At 62.9% G+C, this 21,669-nt stretch carries 17 protein-coding genes and 1 other RNA gene; 1 reads left to right on the top strand and 17 read right to left on the bottom strand.

The window, feature by feature from the left end; translation table 11 throughout:
- Positions 1 to 7 precede the first annotated feature (7 nt).
- The 17 genes from ftsZ to rnpB form a co-directional block, all read right to left on the bottom strand.
- Entirely contained in the window at positions 8 to 1,567 is a 1,560-nt protein-coding gene (gene ftsZ / locus JK199_RS00605; RefSeq protein ID WP_212373019.1) for a cell division protein FtsZ, read from the bottom strand.
- An 84-nt stretch (positions 1,568 to 1,651) separates the two neighbouring features.
- Positions 1,652 to 3,088 (bottom strand): cell division protein FtsA, encoded by a 1,437-nt coding sequence (gene ftsA / locus JK199_RS00600; protein WP_212373017.1) that lies wholly within the window; start codon positions 3,086 to 3,088, stop codon positions 1,652 to 1,654.
- On the bottom strand, positions 3,085 to 4,008 hold the full coding sequence (locus JK199_RS00595; RefSeq protein ID WP_212373014.1) for a cell division protein FtsQ/DivIB: 924 nt from the start codon (positions 4,006 to 4,008) through the stop codon (positions 3,085 to 3,087). The genes ftsA and JK199_RS00595 overlap by 4 nt, the downstream gene beginning before the upstream one ends.
- Complete coding sequence (locus tag JK199_RS00590) at positions 4,005 to 4,946, bottom strand: D-alanine--D-alanine ligase (protein ID WP_212373013.1); 942 nt, start codon at positions 4,944 to 4,946, stop codon at positions 4,005 to 4,007. The genes JK199_RS00595 and JK199_RS00590 overlap by 4 nt, the downstream gene beginning before the upstream one ends.
- Positions 4,943 to 5,890 (bottom strand): UDP-N-acetylmuramate dehydrogenase, encoded by a 948-nt coding sequence (gene murB / locus JK199_RS00585; protein ID WP_212373010.1) that lies wholly within the window; start codon positions 5,888 to 5,890, stop codon positions 4,943 to 4,945. The genes JK199_RS00590 and murB overlap by 4 nt, the downstream gene beginning before the upstream one ends.
- Positions 5,887 to 7,317, bottom strand: a complete 1,431-nt coding sequence (gene murC, locus JK199_RS00580; protein WP_077931312.1) for a UDP-N-acetylmuramate--L-alanine ligase — start codon at positions 7,315 to 7,317, stop codon at positions 5,887 to 5,889. The genes murB and murC overlap by 4 nt, the downstream gene beginning before the upstream one ends.
- A complete protein-coding gene (gene murG, locus JK199_RS00575; RefSeq protein ID WP_212373009.1) occupies positions 7,314 to 8,462 on the bottom strand; it encodes an undecaprenyldiphospho-muramoylpentapeptide beta-N-acetylglucosaminyltransferase in 1,149 nt (382 codons plus the stop codon). Before murG ends, murC begins: the two co-directional genes overlap by 4 nt.
- Positions 8,459 to 9,622 carry an FtsW/RodA/SpoVE family cell cycle protein gene (locus JK199_RS00570; protein ID WP_212357632.1) on the bottom strand — a complete coding sequence of 388 codons (1,164 nt, stop codon included), beginning with the start codon at positions 9,620 to 9,622 and terminating at the stop codon, positions 8,459 to 8,461. The genes murG and JK199_RS00570 overlap by 4 nt, the downstream gene beginning before the upstream one ends.
- On the bottom strand, positions 9,622 to 11,043 hold the full coding sequence (murD, locus tag JK199_RS00565) for a UDP-N-acetylmuramoyl-L-alanine--D-glutamate ligase (RefSeq protein ID WP_212373007.1): 1,422 nt from the start codon (positions 11,041 to 11,043) through the stop codon (positions 9,622 to 9,624). The genes JK199_RS00570 and murD overlap by 1 nt, the downstream gene beginning before the upstream one ends.
- Positions 11,040 to 12,134 carry a phospho-N-acetylmuramoyl-pentapeptide-transferase gene (gene mraY, locus JK199_RS00560; protein WP_077931316.1) on the bottom strand — a complete coding sequence of 365 codons (1,095 nt, stop codon included), beginning with the start codon at positions 12,132 to 12,134 and terminating at the stop codon, positions 11,040 to 11,042. The genes murD and mraY overlap by 4 nt, the downstream gene beginning before the upstream one ends.
- Positions 12,134 to 13,519, bottom strand: a complete 1,386-nt coding sequence (locus tag JK199_RS00555; RefSeq protein WP_212373005.1) for a UDP-N-acetylmuramoyl-tripeptide--D-alanyl-D-alanine ligase — start codon at positions 13,517 to 13,519, stop codon at positions 12,134 to 12,136. The genes mraY and JK199_RS00555 overlap by 1 nt, the downstream gene beginning before the upstream one ends.
- The gene (locus JK199_RS00550; RefSeq protein ID WP_212373003.1) at positions 13,516 to 15,024 is read right to left on the bottom strand and encodes a UDP-N-acetylmuramoyl-L-alanyl-D-glutamate--2,6-diaminopimelate ligase; all 1,509 of its coding nucleotides are present in this window, start codon (positions 15,022 to 15,024) and stop codon (positions 13,516 to 13,518) included. The genes JK199_RS00555 and JK199_RS00550 overlap by 4 nt, the downstream gene beginning before the upstream one ends.
- Entirely contained in the window at positions 15,021 to 17,084 is a 2,064-nt protein-coding gene (locus JK199_RS00545) for a peptidoglycan D,D-transpeptidase FtsI family protein (RefSeq protein WP_212373001.1), read from the bottom strand. The genes JK199_RS00550 and JK199_RS00545 overlap by 4 nt, the downstream gene beginning before the upstream one ends.
- 37 nt (positions 17,085 to 17,121) lie before the next feature.
- Positions 17,122 to 18,168, bottom strand: a complete 1,047-nt coding sequence (gene ftsL, locus JK199_RS00540) for a cell division protein FtsL (protein ID WP_212372999.1) — start codon at positions 18,166 to 18,168, stop codon at positions 17,122 to 17,124.
- Positions 18,165 to 19,196: a 16S rRNA (cytosine(1402)-N(4))-methyltransferase RsmH gene (rsmH, locus tag JK199_RS00535; RefSeq protein WP_077931321.1), complete on the bottom strand. Its 1,032-nt coding sequence runs from the start codon at positions 19,194 to 19,196 to the stop codon at positions 18,165 to 18,167. Before rsmH ends, ftsL begins: the two co-directional genes overlap by 4 nt.
- Positions 19,193 to 19,675: a division/cell wall cluster transcriptional repressor MraZ gene (gene mraZ / locus JK199_RS00530; RefSeq protein WP_025825215.1), complete on the bottom strand. Its 483-nt coding sequence runs from the start codon at positions 19,673 to 19,675 to the stop codon at positions 19,193 to 19,195. Before mraZ ends, rsmH begins: the two co-directional genes overlap by 4 nt.
- A gap of 312 nt (positions 19,676 to 19,987) precedes the next feature.
- Positions 19,988 to 20,401, bottom strand: an RNA gene (gene rnpB / locus JK199_RS00525) — RNase P RNA component class A.
- A gap of 94 nt (positions 20,402 to 20,495) precedes the next feature.
- On the opposite strand from rnpB, the gene JK199_RS00520 reads away from it, so the two are divergent.
- Positions 20,496 to 21,596, top strand: coding sequence for an alpha/beta hydrolase (locus JK199_RS00520; RefSeq protein WP_244984785.1), 1,101 nt, complete (start codon positions 20,496 to 20,498; stop codon positions 21,594 to 21,596).
- The last annotated feature ends 73 nt before the right edge of the window (positions 21,597 to 21,669 follow it).

Raw genomic sequence — 21,669 nt, 5'->3', positions numbered from 1 at the left:
CGCCTGATTACTGGCGACGCAGGAAGGTCGGAATTTCAAGCCCTGCATCATCCGTGTCAGCCGGACGCACGCTCGGGCCCTGCTGGCCAGCGGGGCTGACCATGGGGCGCTGCGGTTCAGCCGCCGGTTCATGCCGCTGTTCTTCACCCATGCCCGTCCGGCGGAAGGCACCGGTCACGCGGCCAAACAGGCTGCGGGAGGAGGGCTGGCTGGATTCAGGCAGATACGGGGAGCGCGGGGCTTCCGTAAACAGGCCTGCACGCGGGGAGGCTGCGGGGCGCTGCTGCTGGGGTTGTGCAGGGGCGGCAGCGGCCGGAGCCGTGTTGATCTGGCCGGGGACGCTATGAGCAGGCGGCGGGGAGACATGCTGCCCACCCGGCTGCGGCTGATACGCCTGCGGGGCCGGAGCGGCCGGGCGGGCCTGCTGCATGCCGAGGTCCATACGCGGCGCAGACGGCTGCTGCATGTGGCTGCCAGAGGCAGGCTGGGCCGGGGCCCCCATGACGGACGGACCCGTGCCCGTTGCAACGGCCTGCTGTTCAGCCTGACCTTCGTTTTCAACCGGCACCAGATGCAGGCGGTCATTGGCCTGCGTGCCAATATCAATCCCCGTAGCCACAACGGACACGCGGATCTTGCCGTTCATGTTTTCATCAATAATGGAGCCGAAGATCATGTTTGCGTCTTCCGCCACTTCACGGCGGATGCGGTTACAGGCTTCATCCACTTCAAAGAACGTCATGTCTTCACCGCCGGTCACGTTGACCAGCAGGCCCTGCGCGCCGGACATGCAGGTATCTTCCAGCAGCGGGTTGGCAATGGCGGCCTCGGCGGCTTCAACAGCGCGGTTTTCACCTTCGCCTTCACCCGTGCCCATCATGGCCTTACCCATTTCCGCCATGACGCTGCGGATATCGGCAAAGTCGAGGTTGATGTAGCCCGGAGCCATCATCAGATCGGTCACGCCACGCACACCCATGTAGAGAACATGGTCAGCCATCTTGTAGGCTTCACGCAGAGTTGTCCGTTCACTCGCGACGCGGAACAGGTTCTGGTTCGGAATGACAATCAGCGTATCAACATACTGCTGAAGTTCCTTGATGCCTTCTTCCGCAATACGGGCCCGGCGCTTGCCTTCATAATCAAAAGGCTTGCTGACAACACCAACCGTCAGAATATTCCGCTCACGCGCCATGCGGGCAATAACAGGAGCCGCCCCGGTGCCCGTGCCGCCACCCATACCCGTGGTGATGAACACCATGTGGCAGCCATCCAGATACCGCGCCAGTTCATCAGCCGCTTCTTCCGCAGCGCCCCGGCCCACTTCTGGCTTTGCACCGGCACCCAGCCCATGGGTCAGGTGCGGGCCAAGCTGCACGCGGCGGTCCGCCCGGCTTTTGGCAAGGCTCTGCGCATCCGTGTTGGCAACAACAAATTCCACACCCTGAAGGCTGGACGCAATCATGTTATCAACTGCGTTTGTGCCACCGCCCCCAACACCGAAAACCGTAATTTTCGGCGAAAAATCAGCATGTGTCTGAGGTGGAACGGTCAGGTTCAGTGTCATGAGGCTCTCCCGGGCAAGTGGGGCAAACTAACGAAATTTTTAGGTTGAGGCTAGAGTGAATCTACCAATATTTCTCTGACTGTATCAAACTCTGTCACGAATAAAAGCGACGAGTTTTTGTAACATCCCCGAGGGTGGGGCTGCACGGAATTCAACATCTCCAAACGGGCGTTCCGCACTGGCGGCCCATGAGAGCAGGCCAGCGGCTGTTGCAAATCCTGCCGCTGCCGCCGTGTTTTCCGGCAAACCCAGAATATGTTTGGGCCGCCCGAGCCGGACGGAGCGCGTAAAGGCCGGCCCCCCGCTGCGCCCACGTGCTGCGGAGGCGCCAAGAATACGTTCAGCCAGCGGGCGCATCCCGTCCAGCAGAGAGGCGCCGCCTGTCAGCACAATCCGGCCGCTGGCGGCATTGCCCAGCCCTGCGCCGTCCAGTTTTTCACGCACCAGTTCAAGAGTTTCCTCCATGCGGGGGCGGATGATACGGCCAAGCTGTGCACGTGAAATCTGTTCAAAATGAGGAACGTCATTCCCCAGCAGTTCAACAGTCAGAATTTCATCTTCCACGTCAGACGAAAGATCCGCGCTGCCGTAAACTGTTTTGAGTCGTTCCGCATTTTCCAGAGAGGTGCTGAGGCCGCGTGCAATATCGCGCGTGACGTGCAGCCCGCCGACGCTGATCTGCGCGGTATGCAGGATCTGGCCTTCTCCAAAAACAGCCAGAGAGGTCGTGCCGCCGCCCATTTCCACAACGGTCGTGCCAAGTTCACGTTCATCCGCATCGAGCACGGACAGGCCGGAGGCGAGGGGGGAGGACACCAGCGCTTCCACCTTGAGTTCCGCACGGCTCAGCACGGTTTCAAGGTTGAGCAGCGCGGTGGAGGCGGCGTCAATAATATGCAGGCGCGCCTTCAGGGTTTCGCAAAGGTGTCCGCGCGGGTCCGCCACACCTTCCGTATCATCCACCGTAAAATCAATCGGCAGGGTATGGACAACGTCACGCCCCTCGACTGTGGCCTGCACACGGCCTTCTGTGACAACCCGGCGGATGTCAGCTTCCGTCACTACGCGGCCACCCACAGGCCAGCGCACGTTGAACAGCCGGCTGGCCGGATGCCCGCAGGAGAGGTTGACCACCACGCGGTCAATCGTGCGTTCAGCCATCAGTTCTGCCTGCCCGACAGTCGCCCGGATGGCGGCTTCCGCAGCGTGCAGGTCCGTAATCGCTCCGTTACGGACCCCGGCGGACCGTCGCCAGCCACAGCCGATCACTTTCAGGCTGCCATTTGGCTCGCCTTTGCCAATCAGGCAGGTGATTTTGGTGGAGCCGATATCCAGCACGGCCGAATAGCCATTGCGCCAGGTGCGGGGGCGCTTGTTGGTCTCGGACGGGGGCAGGGGGAGAATGGTGTCATCCCCGCTCATCCGCAGGCTGGATGAAGAGGAGGGTGTACCGGCTTTCTTGCGCAAACGGGACTGAGCGTCAGAGTTGAGCGAAAAGGACGGGCGCGCGCGGTTGATCATGCGGGACTTCCCTGCCGGCCAGCGGGTTGTGGGCTGCCGGGTTGTGATGGAGGCTGTGGAGCGTGGCCGCCGGGAGCGGCGTCCGTGCCGGGCTGGGGTGCAGGGTCAGGCTGCGGCGGGCGTTCCCGGATGGTCAGGCGGTCGGGCAGACGCATGTCAATCAGCACCACCGGGCGGTCAAGCAGATGGGTGCTGGCATCCAGCTTCGCCAGACGATGAATGGCGGGGATTTCCTCACCTTCTGGCAGGAAAACCGTTGCACCGTCCCGCAGGGTCAGGTTCCAGCGCCGGTCGCTCACACGCACGGCGGCTGTGACGTGGTCGCGCACGGAAGGTTCCTGCCCCAGTGCGTCAATCAGGGCGGCAGCGGCCTCGTTCGCGCCATCCCCTACCACCAGCGGCAGTTTGGTAAAGGCTTCGGCATCTTTGCCTGTCATACCCTGATCAGGCACACGTTTGCCCTGCCGGTCGATCAGTTCAAAATGCCCTTTATGCTGCCAGACGGCAAAAGGAGGCCGCTCGGTAATGGTGACGTTAATCTCACCCGACAGATGGCGCTCGACCGTTACGTGATCCACAAAAGGCAGGGCGTTCAGGCGGTCCCGCGCGTCGGAGACGCTGAAATTCAGCACAGGGTCCCCCACCGCAACGCCAAGGGCTTTGTGAATGGCGGCGTCACTGGTGAGCTGCGCGCCCTGCACCTGAATTCTGGTAATCCGCAGCGGGGCGGAACTGAGAACCTTGTCCCGCAGTGGGGCAAGGCGTTCCTGTGCGCCCGGCTGCTGAAGATACAGATAGACTCCTCCCCCCAGCGCAGCCAGAACCAGCACGCCAAACAGCGGGCGGAACAGCCGTTTCTGGCGTCTGGCAAACAGCCCGAGGCGTGACGGGCGGTCGGACGGGGAGGACGGGGGTCTCATTGGCGGCAGGTCGCCTGATCAACCAGCCAGCCACACAGTTCCGGGTAGCTGATGCCACAATAGGCAGCCTGTTCCGGCAGCAGGGAGGTCGCCGTCATTCCCGGCTGGGTGTTGACTTCAAGCAGGATCAGCCGGGCCGGGCCGGGGCCGGTATCATCCAGCCGGAAGTCCGAGCGGGATGCGCCGGAGCAACCAAGCGCCTGATGCGCGGCAACCGCGACGGCGCAGGCCTGCTTGCTCACGGCATCATCAATGTCCGCAGGCAGAACATGGCTGGAGCCGCCACTGGTATATTTTGCGTCATAATCATAAAAATCACGGCCCGCGCCGGGGGTGGGCGTAATGTCCGTAACGGTCAGGGCACGGTCTCCCAGCACACCGACCGTAATTTCTTTGCCGGGGATGAAATCTTCCACCAGCGCATGGGGGCCGTAGCGCCAGTTTTTAATAATTTCATGCCGCGTATTGGACCCGGCGCGCACGATGGACACGCCAACGGAGGAGCCCTCGCTTACCGGTTTGACGACATAGGGGGCGGGCATGGGGTCGGCTTCAGCCAGATCCTCAATGGCAATCACCTTACCCTCTGCAACCGGCAGACCAGCTGAGAGAAAAACAGCACGGGCGGCGGCTTTGTCCATGGCAGTGGCAGATGCCCGCACGCCGGAATGGGTGTAGGGGATGCCGAGCCAGTCCAGCACGCCCTGAATACAGCCATCTTCCCCGAACTGCCCGTGCAGCGCGTTGAACACGACGTCCGGTTTCTGCTCGGCAAGGGTCGTAACCAGTGCAGCCAGATCAGCCCCGGCGTCCAGCGTGGTTACGGTATGGCCAAGGCTGCGCAAGGCCTCAACAACGCCTTTGGCGGAAGAGAGGCTGACATCCCGTTCGGAAGACATGCCGCCCATCAGAACGGTAATCCGTTTGCTGTTGCTCATGCGGATGGTCCTTCTGCCTTGCCGATGCGTTTGATTTCCCAGTGGAGCTGCACCCCGGACTGCTGAGCAACGCGCTGCCGCACTTCATCGCCCAGACCTTCCAGATCGGCTGCCGAGGCCTGACCGAGATTGATCAGGAAGTTGCAGTGTTTCTCGCTCACCTGCGCATCGCCGCGCCGGAGGCCACGGCAGCCCGCGGCGTCAATCAGTTCCCATGCCTTGCGGGGGGAGAGATCCGGGTCCGGGTTGCGGAAGGTGGAGCCGCCGGTTCTGGCCCGGACTGGCTGGGAGAGTTCCCGTGCTGCGCGAATATCCGCAATACGGGCGGAAATATCCGCCTGCTTGTCCGGTGTGCCGCGCAGACGGGCGCGGACAACCAGCGCGCCTTCCGGCAGGCCGGAGCGGCGATAGCCAAATTTCAATGCGCCCGCATCCAGCCGCATCAGGCTGCCATCGCGCGTGATGATCTCGGCCCAGTCCAGCACGGTTGCAATATCGGACCCGTAGGCCCCGGCATTCATCCGCACGGCTCCGCCAATGGAGCCGGGAATCCCCGCCAGAAATTCCAGCCCGGCCAGACCCGCCTGCGCGGCGTATTCGGCCACGGTTGCGTCCAGACAGGCGCTGCCGACCACAAGCCCGTCTTCTTCTACCGTGATGTCAGAAAAGCCGCGCGCCAGACGCACGACAATGCCGTCCAGCCCGCCATCCCGGATAATCACGTTTGAACAGGCCCCGAGTGCTGTCACAGGCAGTTCGGGCGAGAGGCGCTGCATGACGGAAGCGAGATCTTCCGCATCCGCAGGCTGATACAGCCATTCCGCCGCTCCGCCCACGCGGAACCATGTGCGCGGGCCAAGGGGGGCCTGAGGCGTGAGGCGACCACGGGTTTCCGCAAAAGCCTGCTGCACCAGATCCGTCATGGAGGCAGAAGACAGGCTCATGCCGCCCGCCCGCCGTCCGCTGCGTGCAGGGCCTTGAGCTGTTCCGGCAGCGCCTGCGCCCAGTTGGTGATGGTCCCTGCGCCGAGGCAGACAACATAATCGCCCGGTTTGGCGATGGCGTTGATCATTTCCGCCAGATGGTCCGGGCTGGACAGCGGCACAACAGAGCGATGCCCACGTTCACGCAGGCCTTCAATCAGCTTGTCGCGCGTCACATCCGGGTCCGGCTGCTCACCCGCGGCATAGATGTCCGCCACAATGACGGTATCAGCATCATTCATGCAGGTGCAGAAATCCGAGAACAGCATTTTCAGGCGGGAATAACGGTGCGGCTGCATGACGGCGATAACATTGTTCGCCCCGGCCTGCCGCGCGGCTTTCAGCACGGCAGCAATTTCCACGGGGTGATGGCCGTAATCATCAATCACCGTCACACCATTGCATTCCCCGGTGCGGGTAAAGCGGCGTTTCACACCCCGGAAGGCGGCCAGACCGGAGCGGATCACATCATCACTGATATCCATCTCGGTCGCCACGGCAATGGCGGCCAGCGCGTTCTGCACGTTGTGTGAGCCAAGCATGGGCAGGCGGAACGGGCCAGCCTTACGGGTGCGGCGGGTGGAGCGGTCCGTCAGCGTGACCTCAAAGGTCGCGCCCATCTTGTCGGTAATCAGTTTTTCCGCCCGGACGTCCGCCTGCGGAGAGAACCCGTAGGTGACAATCCGGTGGTCGGACATGCGCGGGATCATCTGCTGCACGGCAGGATGGTCAATGCACAGCACGGCAAAGCCATAAAACGGCACGTTGGAGACAAACTGGTCATACGCCGCTTCCATCGCCTCGGCGGAGCCCCAGTGGTCCAGATGTTCCGGGTCCATGTTGGTCACAACGGAAATCACGGAGGGCAGACGCAGGAAGGAGCCGTCGCTCTCATCCGCTTCCGCCACCATCCAGTCCCCTTTGCCCATGCGGGTATTGGTGCCGTAGGCCTCGATAATCCCGCCATTGATCACGGTGGGGTCCAGCCGCGCGGCTTCAAGTACTGCGGCAATCAGGCTGGTGGTGGTTGTTTTACCGTGTGTGCCGCCAACGGCCACGGACCAGCGCAGGCGCATGAGTTCCGCCAGCATTTCCGCACGCCGCACAACCGGGATCAGGCGACTGCGGGCCGCAACCACTTCCGGGTTATCCCGGCTGACGGCGGTGGAAATGACAACAACCTGTGCTTTGCCCAGATTTTCCGCATCATGACCAATGGTGATGGGAATCCCCGCTGCGCGCAGCCGTTTGACATTGGCGTTTTCCGCAATGTCAGACCCCTGCACGGAATAGCCCAGCATGGACAGCACCTCGGCAATGCCAGACATGCCGATGCCACCAATCCCGACAAAATGAATCGTTCCAATGGAAAGGGGCAGGGCTCTCATGCGCTGAACTCCGTCTGGCTGGGGGGTGGCGGACAGGTGGGCGAGGGGGAAAGGTGCAAGCATTCTTCTACAACATCGGCAAGGCGTGTGGCGGCGTCCGGGCGGGCGAGTGAGGCTGCGGCGACCGCAGCGCGCGCCAGCTCTTCCGGGGCCGTAAGGAGGTCATTCAGGCGGTCTGCCAGAGCAGCGGGGGTAAAGTCCGGCTGGCGGATCATCCAGCCCGCGCCTGCGGTGGTGATGGCGCGGGCGTTTTCGCTCTGTTCATCGCTCGCGGCAATGGGCAGGGGCACCAGAATGGAAGGGCGGCCCGCCGTGGTGATTTCCGCAACGGAAGAGCCACCCGCCCGGCCAATCACCAGATGCGCGCTCTGCAACAGGGCGGGCACATCATTCAGAAACGGTTCCACGCGCGCGGTAATGCCCATCTCGGCATAGGCTCTGCGGGTGGCTTCCACATCATCCTGCCGCGCCTGCTGCGTCACGCGCAGGCGTGCGCGCAGGTCTTCCGGCAGCTTGCCAAGCGCTGCGGGCACAACCTTTGCAAATACGCTGGCGCCCAGAGACCCACCCCAGACCAGCAGGGTGATGGTCTGATCCGGTGCTGTCCAGCCTTCACCCGCCAGCGCGGCAATCGCGGGGCGGACCGGCATGCCTGTAAACACAGTGCGGGCGCCAATCGGCAGTTTGGCGACGGAGGGGAAAGACGTCGCGATCACATCCGCAAAGCGGGAGAGCACGGCATTGGCCTTGCCCAGCACGGCGTTGCCTTCATGGATAATCAGTGCCGGATGTTTCCGGCCCAGCAGGCGGGCGCCCAGCAGTGGGGGCACGGAGGGATAGCCCCCAAACCCCACCACGGCGTCCGGCTGTACGCTGCGCAGAATGGCACGGGCTTTCCACGCGCTGCTCAACAAAGTGAGACCGGCCTTAAAGGCCCGCATCGGGCCACGGCCGGCCACACCAGCGCCGGGCAGCACATATTGTTTGCCGCCTGAAAAAACACCTGTCGTGCGCGCGCCAGCGCGGGCGTCCGTCATGAGCACCAGCCGGTGGCCACGTTTTGCCAGAGCATCGGCCAGCGCTTCAGCCGGGAAGAAATGTCCGCCGGTGCCGCCTGCGGCAATAACGATCGTGCGTTGGGTCATACAGGCCGCCCTTGTCTGAGAGTGGTCATGAAGCCTCCGCTACCCGGCGCCCGTTCACCCGGCTGGTGCCGTGTGAGAGCCAGTACCATGCCAATGGCCAGCGCCACGGACATGGCGGAAGACCCACCATAGGAAATGAAAGGCAGCGTCATGCCCTTGGTTGGGATGAGATGCAAGGAGGACGCCATATTCACAAACGCCTGCAGGCCAAAACCTGTGACAAGGCCCGTGGTGGAAATGACGATAAACGGGTCATCCTCGCGGATCAGCCGGAGCAGGGTTCGGACCACAATGACGCCAAACACGCAGATGATCAGCATGCAGACAATCAGACCATATTCCTCCCCCGCCACGGCGAACACAAAGTCCGCATGGGCGTCAGGCAGCAGATCTTTCACGCGGCCCTCACCGGGGCCACGGCCTGTCAGGCCGCCATTGCCAAAGGCGCGGAGGGCGGTGTCAATCTGGTAATGGTCCCCCACATTCGGGTGCAGGAAGCGTTCCACGCGGGAGCGCACATGCGGGAACAGGAAAAAGGCCGCAATACCCGCACCAATCATGATGGCCACCCCGAGCCCGAACAGGATCAGGTTCAGCCCGTCCACAAAAAGCTGCGTCAGGAAAACGGTGGTGATAACGGTGAGCATCCCGATATCCGGCTGGGATTTCAGCAGCATCAGAATGACGCCAAATAGGGCGAACGCCAGCAGCATACCCGGGAAATAGCGGGAGACGCGGCGCCGGGTGAGCAGCCAGCCAGTGGCGACGGCAAAGCAGGGCTTGAGAAATTCTGAAGGCTGAAGGGACATCATCGGCAGGGCGATCCATCGCCGCGCGCCTTTGATTTCAATGCCGTGTACCAGCGTCAGAGCCGTGGCCCCCAGCATCAGCGCGCCGCCCACAAGAGACAGCCTGAGTACCGTTTTGCGGGAAAGCATGGAGACGCTCACCACAATCAGCCCGGCAATGGTGAGGAACATCACCTGCTTGAAAATAAACATGTTGCGGGAGGCGCCAATACGCACCGCAACAGCCGGACTGGCGGCCAGCATCAGAATATAGCCAAAGCCGATCAGCACGAACGCGCAGATCAGCGTCGTACGGTCCACATTGCGCCACCAGCGCCCGAACAGGGAGTCATCAATGCGGGAGCCTGCCATCAGTCGGTCTTTCCTGTTCCGGTTTGCGGCTGTTCCGTTACCGCGCGCGCCAGTTCCAGAAAGCGCAGTCCACGGGCCTCAAACCCGGAAAACTGGTCAAAACTGGCGCAGGCAGGGGACAGCAGCACGACAGGGGTGCCGGTGCTTCTGGCCGCCGCATAAGCTGCGGGCACAGCATGTTCCAGCGTGTCAGAAAGCGTAAAGGGTACGCCGTGCGCTGTGAGTGTCCCGGCCAGTTGTGCGGCATCCCGCCCGATCAGGAACGTGTGGACAATGCGTGGAAAATAGGGCGTGAGCGAGGCAATGCCCCCCTCTTTCGCCATGCCGCCCGCAATCCAGATCAGCCGGTCATAGCACCCAAGCGCACGGGCCGAGGCATCGGCGTTGGTGGCTTTGCTATCATCAATAAACGCCACGCCATTCTGTTCCGCCACCAGCTTCTGCCGGTGCGGCAGGCCGGGGAAGGAGAGAACAGCTGCAGACAGTGCGGCATCCGGCACGCCCAGAAAACGTGCCATGGCACAGGCGGCAGCGGCATTTTCCGCGTTATGGCTGCCGGGCAGCGCCGGGCCGAGGCGGGCGATACACTGGCCCGTGTGCCAGATGGCATTGTCCTGCCCGTACAGGTCGCACTCCGGGCTGGCGCCGGAAATGGTGACGCACTCTGCGGGGCCAGCTTTAAGTGTTCTGGCAATCTCGCGGCAATACGCATCATCCACGCCAATCACCGCCAGATCCTGTGCGGTCTGGCCGGTAAAGACGCGGGTTTTGGCGCGGGCATAGCCCTCCATGCCTGCGTGGCGGTCCAGATGGTCCGGGGTCAGGTTCAGCAGGCAGGCGGCGTCAAAACGCAGGGTATCGAGCCGTTCCAGCATGTAGGAGGACATTTCCAGCACATACACGCCGTTATCCGGCAGCAAGGGGAGGGCAAGTGCTGCCGGGCCAAGATTGCCACCTGCCGCTACGGGCACCCCGGCCTCGGCCAGAATGTGGGCCAGCAGCGTTGTGGTGGTGGACTTCCCATTGGTGCCGGTAATGCCCGCAAACCGCGCTTTGCTGCCTGCTTTCCGCACGGCGCGATAGAGCAGTTCCGCGTCGGACAGGATCGGTACCCCCGCCTCCTGCGCCATAATGGCGACCGGGTGCGGTTTGGGCAGCACATGCGGGATACCGGGCGAGAGCACGAGGCCATCCGCCCCGCTCAGGCTCTCAATAGGCGCGCAGGTAATCCGGGCCGCCACATCCTGCGGGAGCCCTGAGACAGCTTTGGCGAGTGCTGCGCGGGCAGCCTCGCCATCATCCCATGCCTGCACTGTGGCCCCGCTTTGTGCGAGGGCACAGACGGCGGGCAGGCCGTTCCGGCCCAGACCCAGCACTGCAAAATGCTGGCCGGAAAAGAGGGTGGGCGGGAAAGGATTCATCGCAGTTTAAGTGTGGCCAGACCACACATCCCCAGAATGACAGACACAATCCAGAAGCGGATGACAATTTTAGGCTCGGCCCAGCCCTTTTTTTCAAAATGGTGATGGATGGGAGCCATCAGAAACACGCGGCGTCCGGTGCGCTTGTACCAGAACACCTGAATAACGACAGAGAGGGTTTCCACCACAAACAGGCCGCCCACAATGCACAGCACCAGCTCGTGCTTGATGGCGACAGCCAGCGCACCCAGCGCCCCGCCCAGAGAGAGGGACCCGGTATCCCCCATGAATACGGACGCCGGAGGAGCATTAAACCACAGGAAGCCGAGACCCGCGCCGACCAGAGCCGCGCAGAACACCGCCAGTTCCCCGGTGCCGGGCACGGCATGAACCTGAAGATAGTCGGCAAAAACATGGTTGCCGACCACGTAGGACAGAATGGCGAACACAAGGGCGGCAATCACCACCGGCACAATCGCCAGCCCGTCCAGCCCGTCCGTGAAGTTCACGGCGTTGCCGAAGCCGGTAATGGTGATCATGGCGAAGATAGGATACGCAAACCCGAGCGGAAGCAGCAGGTCTTTCACAAACGGGAAGGCCAGCTGATTGGTCAGGTCATCCGGCATCAGGCTTTGCAGGAACCAGCCGCACAGCAGGGAGGCTGAAAACTCGCAGCCCAGCCGCATCCGTTTGGAAACGCCGTCTGTATTGCGGCGGGCCAGCTTGCGGTAATCATCCGCAAAGCCCACAGCGCCAAAAGCCAGCGTGGTGAGCATGACGGCCCAGACAAAGCCGTTTTCAAGATCCCCCCACAGCAGCGTGGAGCCGAACAGCGCAATCAGGATCAGCACGCCGCCCATTGTCGGGGTGCCGGTTTTTTCCAGCAGATGGCGTTCCGGCCCAAGTGCGCGGATGGGCTGACCACCACGCTGAATCCGCCGCAGCATGGCAATCAGCGGGCGGCCCAGAAGCAGGCTGATGGCCAGCGCCGTAAAGCAGGCGGCACCCGCCCGGAACGTGATGTAGCGGAACAGGTTGAGCAGCGGAATATGCGCATCTGTCAGCGGGTGGGAGACCAGAAAATATAGCATCAGACAGGCTCCACGTCGCTCAGAGTGTTCAGAGCCGTAATCACATCCCGCATGCGGCTCCCCAGACTGCCCTTGACCAGCACGGCGTCTCCCCTGCGCAGCGTGGCGCAGACCAGAGGAGCCAGAGTGGCGGCGTCTTGCGCCCAGCTGCCCTGTGCCGTTTTGGGCAGGGCTTCAAAAAGGGATTTCATGTGGGGTCCGCAACAGAAAACAAGGTCGGCACCATCAGCGGCGGGCTGGGCCAGCGCCTGATGCTCGGAGGTGGAAAAATCACCCAGTTCACGCATATCGCCCAGAACGGCAATGCGGCGCGTGGCCGGGAGGTGATGGAGAACATCCAGCGCCGCACGGATGGAGGCGGAGGAGGCATTATAGCTTTCATCCAGCAGGGTCACGGTCCCGCCAGCAATCTGCGCCAGTGCGCCGCGGCCCTTGCCGGGCCGGAAGCTGGCCAGTGCGTCTGCGGCTTTGCTCAGGTCTCCGCCCAGAGCGGCGCAAACGGCCAGTGCCGTCAGGGCATTCCGCGCCAGATGGGTGCCGGGAGCATGCAGGGTGACGGGCACGGAGCGGCTCCCTGCGTGGGCGGTAAACTGGCTGCCCCCTTCAAGGCTTTTCAGGCCGGACAGATGCACAAAGCTGTCACGTTTGAGGCCCGTATGCCACAGAGTGGCATTGGCCTGCCGCGCGGCAGCGGCAAAAAATGTCTGACCGTGTGCGTCATCCGGCACAATGGCCACACCGCCTGCGGGTAGGGCAGTAATCAGGTCCGCCTTTTCCTGCGCAATGGCGTCCACACTGCCCATATAGCCCAGATGCGCGGAGCCAATGGTGGTAATGACGGCAATATCCGGGCGCACCATGCTGGCCAGCGGCAGGATTTCCCCCGGATGGTTCATACCAATTTCACTGATGCAGAACGCGGCCTCACGCGGCAGACGCGCCAGTGTGAGCGGCACGCCCCAGTGGTTATTGTAGGAGGCTTCCGCCGCATGCGTTGGCTCGAGTGCGCCGAGGCACAGGCGCAGCATTTCCTTGGTGGTGGTTTTGCCCACGCTGCCGGTCACGGCCACCATCTTGCCGGTAAAGCGCGCACGGGCCGCATGGGCCAGTGCCTGAAGGGCCTTCATGGTGTCGTCCACCACCAGCAGGCGCGGGTCGGTATTACCTGTGGTGTCATGCACCAGAACGGCGGCGGCCCCTTTTGCAAGGGCTACGGCAATGTGGGCGTGCCCGTCACTGTTGTCGCCTTTCAGGGCAACAAACAGGTCACCGGGGGCGAGTGTGCGCGTATCAATGGAAATACCGCTGACAACCGGGTCACACGGGCCTGCGAATCTGCCGCCGGTTGCTGCTTCCAGTTCGTGGCGTGTCCAGAGTGCCGTCATGCCCGGTCTGCCTGTTCTGAGGGTGCGTTTGTCCGGGCCGCAGCAAGGTCCCGCAGGACGGCGGCATCATCAAACGGATGGACTTCCGTGCCGATAATCTGCCCCTGTTCGTGGCCTTTCCCGGCCACAACCAGCACATCGTCCGGCCCGAGCATGGTCAGGGCCTCGGCAATGGCCCGTCTGCGGTCCCCGATTTCCAGAGCTTCGGGCGCGCCGGCGCGGACTTCCGCGCGGATGGCGGCGGCGTTTTCCGTGCGCGGATTGTCGTCCGTAATAATGGCGATATCCGCTCCGCGAGCGGCTTCCTGCGCCATGAGCGGGCGTTTGCCCCTGTCACGGTCACCGCCCGCGCCAAACACCACAACCAGCTTGCCGTGGGCGTGCGGGCGAAGAGACGCCAGCAGGCGGGCAAGGGCGTCCGGCGTGTGGGCATAGTCCACATAGGCACTGGCCCCGTTGGGCAGAACCACGGCGCGCTCCATGCGTCCCCGCACACCCGTAAGCTGTGGCAGCAGAGCGATGATGCCGGGCAGGGAGGCCTCATCCGGCGCGGCCAGAGCCGCGGCCAGCAGGGCGTTATCTGTCTGGAAGCGGCCCGGCAGAGCCAGCGTGACAGTCTGGCGCTGCCCGCACACCTCCAGCTCCAGTTCCTGCCCGGCAGGCAGAGGCGTGTGGCGCAGCAGGCGGACGGTGGTGCCGTTCTCGCCTGTCAGACGCAGGGTCAGGCCGCGCCGGGCGGCAATGGCGCGCAGCTCTGTTAATGTCTGCGCATCCATATCCGCGTTGGCGGCGGCCAGAGCGCCTTCTGGCAGAACGGTTTCAAACAGTTTCAGCTTGGCAGCGCGATAGGCGTCCAGCGTGCCGTGATAATCCAGATGGTCGCGCGTCAGGTTGGTAAACCCGGCCGCGGACAGATGCAGCCCGTCCAGCCGCCCCTGCTCCAGCCCGTGGGAGGAGGCTTCCAGCGCAACATGCTCAACCCCTGCCTGCGCGAGGGCCGCCAGCCCATTGGCCAGAGCCACCGGGTCCGGTGTGGTGAGGGAGGGCATGGTTATGCCCAGACCGTCCACGCCTGTCAGACCAAGCGTGCCAACCCCAGCGGCGTTTAGCCCCTGTAACGCCCAGATCTGGCGCAGGAAATCTGTCGTGCTGGTTTTGCCGTTTGTACCGGTAATGGCCACAAGGCACTCAGGCTGACGCCCGGCAAAGGCGGTTGCCAGAACAGCCAGCACATGGCGCGGGGTGTCCGTCAGTACCAGCGGGCAGGCCGGAATATCCGCAGGCCAGACGGTGCCCGTGGGGGCCAGCACAGCGGCGGCCCCGTTCTGCACAGCGGCGGGAATAAAGGCCCGGCCATCAACTTTGGTGCCGGGCAGCGCCACAAACAGCGTGCCGGGTTTTACGGCGCGGCTGTCTGGCGTGATGGCGGTAAGAACCGGATCATCCTGCGGGCCAGTGGCCTGAAGGCCGAAAGTCTGGAGAAGGGTGGAAAGGCGTGTGGTCATTCGTCCATCACCTCCTGAGCCTGTTTTTTCAGAGCCGCTTTTTTGTCGGCCAGTGCTTTGCGTTCTGCGGCTTTGGCGGCCTGACGCTCAGCCTCTGCCTTGCGCGGGTCTCCGGGGTCATTTCCCGGCCCAAGCGGACGGACGCCACGCGGCACAGCCGGATGCATGGGGAGCGCCATGCTGGCGTCAATCTGTTCCGCATGCGCGGTATCAGGGAAGATTTGCAGCATTGGCCCGATGCGCGAGACAATTTTGGAAACCGTGGGGGCTGCGTTCCAGCCTGCCGTGGTCCAGCCATGGGTCTGCGGCGTTGGTTTGGGGCTGTCCAGCATGACATACACGGCGTAGCGCGGCGCGTTCATCGGGAAAATGCCTGTAAATGCCGAGATGTTGACGTGCTTGAGGTAGCCGCCGTGCGGGCCGATTTTTTCCGCTGTGCCGGTTTTACCACCCACGAAGTAGCCGGGAGATTCCGCGGTCCGCCCTGTGCCGCCCGTCACGTCCAGACGCAGCAGGCGGCGCAGCAGGGCGGAGTTTTTCTCGGAAATCACACGTCGCCCTTGCGGGATAGCCAGCCCGTCCGTCCCGAGGGTCAGCTTGCTGGCGTCAGGATCCGGGTCACTCTCCGCCTGTGCCTGTGCCTGTGCCTGTTCCAGTGCTGCGGTCTGCACGCCCTGAGCGAGAGCCGCGTCCTGCGTGGGGGCCTGGGTGTTCTCTTCTTTTTCCAGCAGAGTGGGGGTTACGAGAATACCGCCATTCACCGTGGCGGCGGTGCCGCGCACAATGGCCAGCGGCGGTTCAGCCATACCGTGCCCGAAGCCGACCGTCATGGTGGTGGAAATCCCCCACTGGTGCGGCACAAGCGGGCGGGCGGCTTCCGGCAGTTCAATCGGCACAGGCGCGAAAAAGCCCATATCCCTGAACCACTGGGCCTGCCGTGTGCCGCCAACATCCAGCGCGATATGGGCCGCTGCCGGGTTGGATGAGAAGGCCATCACTTCCGGCAGGCTCATCCACGGTGCAAAATGGTCGCTCTTCATGTCAGAGATGGTGAAGCGGCCAATATGGATGGGGATGGAAGAAAAGCGGTCCCAGATATGAATGGTCCCGGTTTCCAGCCCCATCGCCGCCGTTTGCAGCTTAAAGGTTGAACCGGGTTCATACAGGCCGGTCACGGCGCGGTTGAAGCGCGCATCGTTCGTGGCGTGGGAAAATTCGTTTGCGTCATAGTCCGGCAGGCTGACCATGGCGATAACTTCACCCGTCCGCACATCCATCACAATGGCGCAGGCCCCAATGGCCTGAAAGGTGGTCATGGCATTTGCCAGTTCGTCGCGCACCACGGATTGCACACGCACATCCAGTGACAGCCGCAACGGGCGGTGGTCGCTCATCAGCCGTTTGTCGAAATACCGCTCAACCCCGGCCACGCCGTGGTCATCAATATCCACTGTGCCCATAATCTGGGCGGCCATGTGGCCCAGTGGATAATGGCGGCGTTCGCCGGGTTCAAAATAGATGCCCGGAATCCCCATGCTGTTAATAGCAAGTTCCTGCTGGGGTGTGATGTTTCGGGCGATATATACAAACTGCTTGGGCAGGGAGAGTTTGCGGGTGGTGTCTTCCTCGTTCAGGTCTTTCAGAACGGTTTTCAGCTTTTTGGTGACGTCCTGTGGGTCAATCAGTTCCTGCGGGTTGGCATAGACCTGCGCCACCGGCAGGGAGAGCGCGAGTGTCTGACCGTTACGGTCCATAATGGACGCCCGGTGTACCTGCGGAAGAGAGAAGTCTCCCGCCAGACTGCCCTTGGGGTCAATTTTGGGAATTTCGGGCACCTGTGAGGCAATCTGCCGCTTTTCCGGTGCCATGGGGTGCAGAACGGTCGCCACGGACAGTTTGAGCGCCACAACAGTAAAAAGCAGGCAAAACCCGCCTGCAACGCCCAGCAATCTGACATGCATCTGGTCCCGGTGGGCGCGTGCACGAAGGTCCTCACCTGTGACGCGCACAGTGCGCGTCACAGGGGGTGGCGTATCATAATCGTGCGGCTGAACGGCCATATCGGGATGTAGTCACCTTAAAATACGTCTGGAAAAATCAGTTGGTCATCGGCACCGGGGCTGGCAGCGCATCTTCACTGTGGCTCAGCAGAGAGCCACCGCTGTACGAGGATGTGGCCCGGGCTTCAACATATCCGGCGGACGGCGTTGCGGCCCGGTGCTGCCGGGTGGCATGCCAGCTTGCCACCGTGACTGGCAGCGGATGGCGCACCTGAGAATCCCCGTCGCTGTCCGCCAGAGAGGCTCTGGGCGTTGCCGCAGCCACACGGACCGGAGCAGGCGTGCTATGGCGCACAGGCTGCGGTGCATCAGCAGCACTTGCAACAGTAACCGGCGTGCGGGCGGCTGGCTGGCTGCTGCGCGAAGAGGCTTCCGCAATCTGGGACGGCGCAGCGCGGCGCGTTGCCGCAGGCCGTGCGGCCGGAACAGGGGCGCTGAGCTGTGCCATGCGGACAGCCACGTCATCCGTATCGTCCGCAGCCGGGCGGGGTGCATGTTCATGATGCACCGCAGGGCGGAGAACAGGCGTGGCGCGTGCCGGTGCTTCTTCGGCAACGGTTACAGCCGCACGGGGGGCAGGCACGGTGTCTTCATCCGCCACAATACGGTCCCGGCGGGCAGCCGGGGCGGGGCGGGCCGGTTTGACATCGGCCACCGCTACCACAGCCGGACGGGCGGCGGGGGCAGATGCCGGGGGGGCGGAAGCGGCAGGCGCAGGCGTGGTAGACTGAGCGGAGGCCAGCGTTGCCGCGGTCATGCCGGCGCGCGGGTCTTCAACCGGTGCTTTTGTTGCGGGTGCGGGGAGGCGGGCCGCCAGATCCGTCATGCGGACAAACTGCGCGGGGTCCATGGTGTGCAGGTCCGCCAGATGGTGCTCGGCCAGACGGCTGAGCCTTTCCGGCTGGTTTTCCAGCGCCCATTCCGTGCGCAACATGGCGGTCTGTGCGCGCACACGCTCTGTGTCAGACACGATTTTGGAAATCTGCTGATCTAAAAGCGTGGTCTGATGCTTCTTCGTATAAAGGAAAAATCCCGAAGTAATGGCCAGGACAGCGCAGCAGCAGGTAAAGGGCCGGGGGATCATGGGATCAATCCTTTGCCGAAGGAGGAAATATCGGTCGGGCGTTTTTCCACAGCGCGGAGGCGGGCGCTGCGGGCGCGCGGGTTGGCAATGCATTCCGCATCACCAGGACGAAGGGGCCTCCCGGTGAGCGCGATAAAGGCGGGTTCATCCCCCTTCGTCAATGCCGCACGCGGGTCATAACGTGAAAAACTTGCGGTTTTGCCGGTCGCGGTGGCCATCACCCGTTTGGCAATGCGGTCTTCCAGAGAATGGAAGGAGACCACAACCAGCCGGCCACCGGGGGCCAGCAGATCAAGCGCCTGCGTCAGGCCGCGCTCAATCTCGCCAAGCTCATCATTGACGGCAATGCGCAGCCCCTGAAAAGAGCGGGTTGCGGCATCAATACCGGACCGGTCGCTGGGCACCACGCGGCGGATCAGCCCGGCCAGTTGCGCAGTCGTTTCAAACGGCGTGTCCACGCGGTCGGCCACAATGGCGCGGGCCACGCGGCGGGCATGCCGTTCTTCCCCATAAAAATGGAAAATATCCGCCAGTTCGCTTTCCGGCGCGTTATTCACGATATCCGCAGCGGAGGGGCCGCTTTTTGCCATCCGCATATCCAGCGGGCCATCCATGCGGAATGAAAAACCGCGCTCGGCTTCATCAAGCTGGAAAGAGGACACGCCGAGGTCCAGCACAATGCCATCAAACGCCGGAGCATGGGCTGCGGCCGCAAGGTCCGTCATGCTGCCAAATCCGCCGTGCAGCATATGCAGGCGCGGCTGCCCCGCCTCAGTCACAAAAGCCGCGGCCATGGCCTGCCCGCGTGCAATGGCGTCCGGGTCCCGGTCAATAGCCCAGACGGCGCAGTCTGCCTGCTTCAGAATGGCGGATGTGTAGCCGCCACCGCCAAAGGTGCAGTCCAGAATGGCCTCGCCATCGGCGGGTTTCAGAGTGTCCAGCACTTCACGCAGCATAACGGGCACATGGCCCGGCGCGGGTGTGCCGGAGGCGTCGTGCAGGGCGGGTGGAGATGTCAGCGCATTCATGCAGCCCCTCCGTCCTGTCCATCGCGTGCGGCGGGAATGCTGATGCGGCGGGAGCGCTGGCGTGCGTCCTCACGGCGCTGGCGTGCGGCTTCGGGCTCCCAGATCTGGAAGGTGCGGCCAACACCCATAAAAGCCACCACGGCACTTTCTGTAATGCCAGCGTGTTCGCGCAGAAAATCGGGGATGATGATGCGGCCTTCGCGGTCCGGATCAAGCGGGTACGCATCGGCATACAGGGCTGCCGCAAGATCATCATGCTCGTCAGAAAACATATCCAGCCGGTCCAGCGGCTGGGTCAGGCGAGAGAAGGCTCCGGCAGGCCACGCTTCAATGCAGGGCATTGTATGGGATGGTCGCAGGATCACCAGTGAATCGCCTTCCGTATGCTGCGCCTTCAGAACAGTGCGGAATCCGGCAGGAATCGAAACGCGACCTTTCGCGTCGAACCGATTCTCATGCGTGCCGAGAAACACACTCACGTAAGACGATGTCCTTCTGATTCAGGCCTTTCCGTTCGCAGAACAGCGGGGAACGGAGCCGCTTCCACCACCTGCATGGTGTTCTGTGGGATAGCATGGGATTTTATGGGACGCAAATTAAAAAGGCAGAAAAAACAGCAGAAAACTGCCATTTGTGAAGTAGTTCGTGAGAACTGTTCTGCAAGATGCAAAGCAATGTTGAAATAGAGAGCAACAACACTTTGCCATGCCATGTTCTGTAAATGTTCTGGTTATATCTGCAAAGACTGGCTGCACAGCGCTGGCTGCGGCCCGAAATGAGGCAGAAACAGAAATGCCAGACGGTCTGTAAGCCGGGTTCTGTCCAGCTCCGGAGAGCCTGGACGGTCATTCGTCTGGGACACACCTCACGATGTGCCTCGCGCAACCAACCCGAGCAGCGGGGCGGGAGAACCCCTGAAACCCTCGCAGGTTTCCGCCGCTCCTATTCGGTCTTGCTCCCGGTGGGGTTTGCCCTGCCTCCGCTGTTACCAGAAGAGCGGTGCGCTCTTACCGCACCGTTTCACCCTTACCTTCAGCTTTGTCCCATGGTTTCCCATGAAACATCGCCCGGAAGGCGGTTTGTTTTCTGTGGCACTTTCCCTAAGGTCACCCTCGCCAGCCGTTAGCTGGCACCGTTCTCCCGTGGAGCCCGGACTTTCCTCCCTCCTGCACATAATGCAGAACAGCGACCGTCCGACCGTCTGGCGGCGCCACCCTGCGTCGGGCGGCACAGCAGGTCAAGGGGCAAGTGTGACGGAATCGTATCGGCCTGCACTGAGAATAGGATATGCTCGGCGCCATGACAGTTTCCGCAGAGCCTGAGAGTGCTCAGGCTGTTCCCGCCCGCCCCAACGTCTCCTCCCGCCTTCTGCTGGGCTGGATCCGCTGGCAGGCCGCCCGGCGCAGGGCAAAGGCACTCCGGCATCCTCTGCCTGTTCCAGACATTATGCCGGAAATTCTGCCAGAGAGTGGGTCGGAGGCTGTGGCGGCCAGTAAGGCAGAGCGTTCCCCGGACAATCTGAGGGGTGCAGCGGCGGAGCAGGCCAGTTTTCTGGTCGCGCTGCGCAAGGCGATGGATACGCCCTCCTTCCCGATACGCCTGTCGTCTCTGGGGCTCAGGAAAGTTTTCTCTCTTTCCGTGCCCGGTGCGGCTGGCCCCATGCGGGCCCGGCTTTATCTGCCTTACGGGCGGGTGCGGGGCGCTGTGCTGTATCTGCACGGGGGCGGGTTTGTGCATTGCGGGCTCAATTCGCATCACGGCATCTGTTGCCGTCTGGCGCGGGTTTCCGGGGCGGCGGTGCTTTTGCCGGATTACCGACTGGCCCCGGAGCATCCTTATCCTGCCGCCGTGGAGGATAGTCAGGCTGCTCTGCGCTGGCTTGCGGCTGTCTCAGTCCGTTTCTGGGGCGGGAAAGTGGCTGTGGCGGGCGATAGCGCGGGCGGGAATCTGTCGGCTGTGCTGGCGCAGGAGGGGGCGGCGGGGCGCGGTCCGGTTCCGGCGTTGCAGGTCCTGTACTATCCGTCGCTCTATGGCGCGCAGGTTTTTCCATCGCATGAGTTGTACGCGGAGGGCTATTTTCTCTCCCGTGCCTCCATGCAGTGGTACGGGGACCAGTATATTGCGCGGGAGGAAGACTGGACGGCGCGCCGGTTTGTGCCGGGCCTTGCCCCCGATCTGTCAGGTCTGCCGCCTGCCGTCATTATCACGGCGGAATGTGACCCGATGCGGGATGAAGGCGCGGCCTACGCAAAGGCGCTTCGGGCCGCAGGTGTGCCGGTGCGGTATCGCTGCTATCGCGGTGCGCTGCACGGATTTCTGAATTTTTACGCGCTCATGCCCAATGGCAAGGCCGCACTCCGTCTGGGCGGGCGGGCCTTGCGCAAAGCATTTGCAGCCTGAAGTGCTGCGGGAGCGTCAGGACGCAGATTAAAGACAGGCGAGGGAAAGCTGCTGTCTGCTTTGGCCAGACTCA

Source organism: Acetobacter persici, assembly GCF_018256955.1.
Classification (GTDB): domain Bacteria; phylum Pseudomonadota; class Alphaproteobacteria; order Acetobacterales; family Acetobacteraceae; genus Acetobacter; species Acetobacter persici.
This window is presented reverse-complemented; position numbering and strand designations above follow the sequence as displayed.

Excerpts from the sequence above, each read along its gene's own strand:
- ftsZ (WP_212373019.1), bottom strand. The coding sequence starts at position 1,567 with ATGACACTGAACCTGACCGTTCCACCTCAGACACATGCTGATTTTTCG.
- ftsA (WP_212373017.1), bottom strand. The coding sequence starts at position 3,088 with ATGATCAACCGCGCGCGCCCGTCCTTTTCGCTCAACTCTGACGCTCAG.
- JK199_RS00595 (WP_212373014.1), bottom strand. The coding sequence starts at position 4,008 with ATGAGACCCCCGTCCTCCCCGTCCGACCGCCCGTCACGCCTCGGGCTG.
- JK199_RS00590 (WP_212373013.1), bottom strand. The coding sequence starts at position 4,946 with ATGAGCAACAGCAAACGGATTACCGTTCTGATGGGCGGCATGTCTTCC.
- murB (WP_212373010.1), bottom strand. The coding sequence starts at position 5,890 with ATGAGCCTGTCTTCTGCCTCCATGACGGATCTGGTGCAGCAGGCTTTT.
- murC (WP_077931312.1), bottom strand. The coding sequence starts at position 7,317 with ATGAGAGCCCTGCCCCTTTCCATTGGAACGATTCATTTTGTCGGGATT.
- murG (WP_212373009.1), bottom strand. The coding sequence starts at position 8,462 with ATGACCCAACGCACGATCGTTATTGCCGCAGGCGGCACCGGCGGACAT.
- JK199_RS00570 (WP_212357632.1), bottom strand. The coding sequence starts at position 9,622 with ATGGCAGGCTCCCGCATTGATGACTCCCTGTTCGGGCGCTGGTGGCGC.
- murD (WP_212373007.1), bottom strand. The coding sequence starts at position 11,043 with ATGAATCCTTTCCCGCCCACCCTCTTTTCCGGCCAGCATTTTGCAGTG.
- mraY (WP_077931316.1), bottom strand. The coding sequence starts at position 12,134 with ATGCTATATTTTCTGGTCTCCCACCCGCTGACAGATGCGCATATTCCG.
- JK199_RS00555 (WP_212373005.1), bottom strand. The coding sequence starts at position 13,519 with ATGACGGCACTCTGGACACGCCACGAACTGGAAGCAGCAACCGGCGGC.
- JK199_RS00550 (WP_212373003.1), bottom strand. The coding sequence starts at position 15,024 with ATGACCACACGCCTTTCCACCCTTCTCCAGACTTTCGGCCTTCAGGCC.
- JK199_RS00545 (WP_212373001.1), bottom strand. The coding sequence starts at position 17,084 with ATGGCCGTTCAGCCGCACGATTATGATACGCCACCCCCTGTGACGCGC.
- ftsL (WP_212372999.1), bottom strand. The coding sequence starts at position 18,168 with ATGATCCCCCGGCCCTTTACCTGCTGCTGCGCTGTCCTGGCCATTACT.
- rsmH (WP_077931321.1), bottom strand. The coding sequence starts at position 19,196 with ATGAATGCGCTGACATCTCCACCCGCCCTGCACGACGCCTCCGGCACA.
- JK199_RS00520 (WP_244984785.1), top strand. The coding sequence starts at position 20,496 with ATGACAGTTTCCGCAGAGCCTGAGAGTGCTCAGGCTGTTCCCGCCCGC.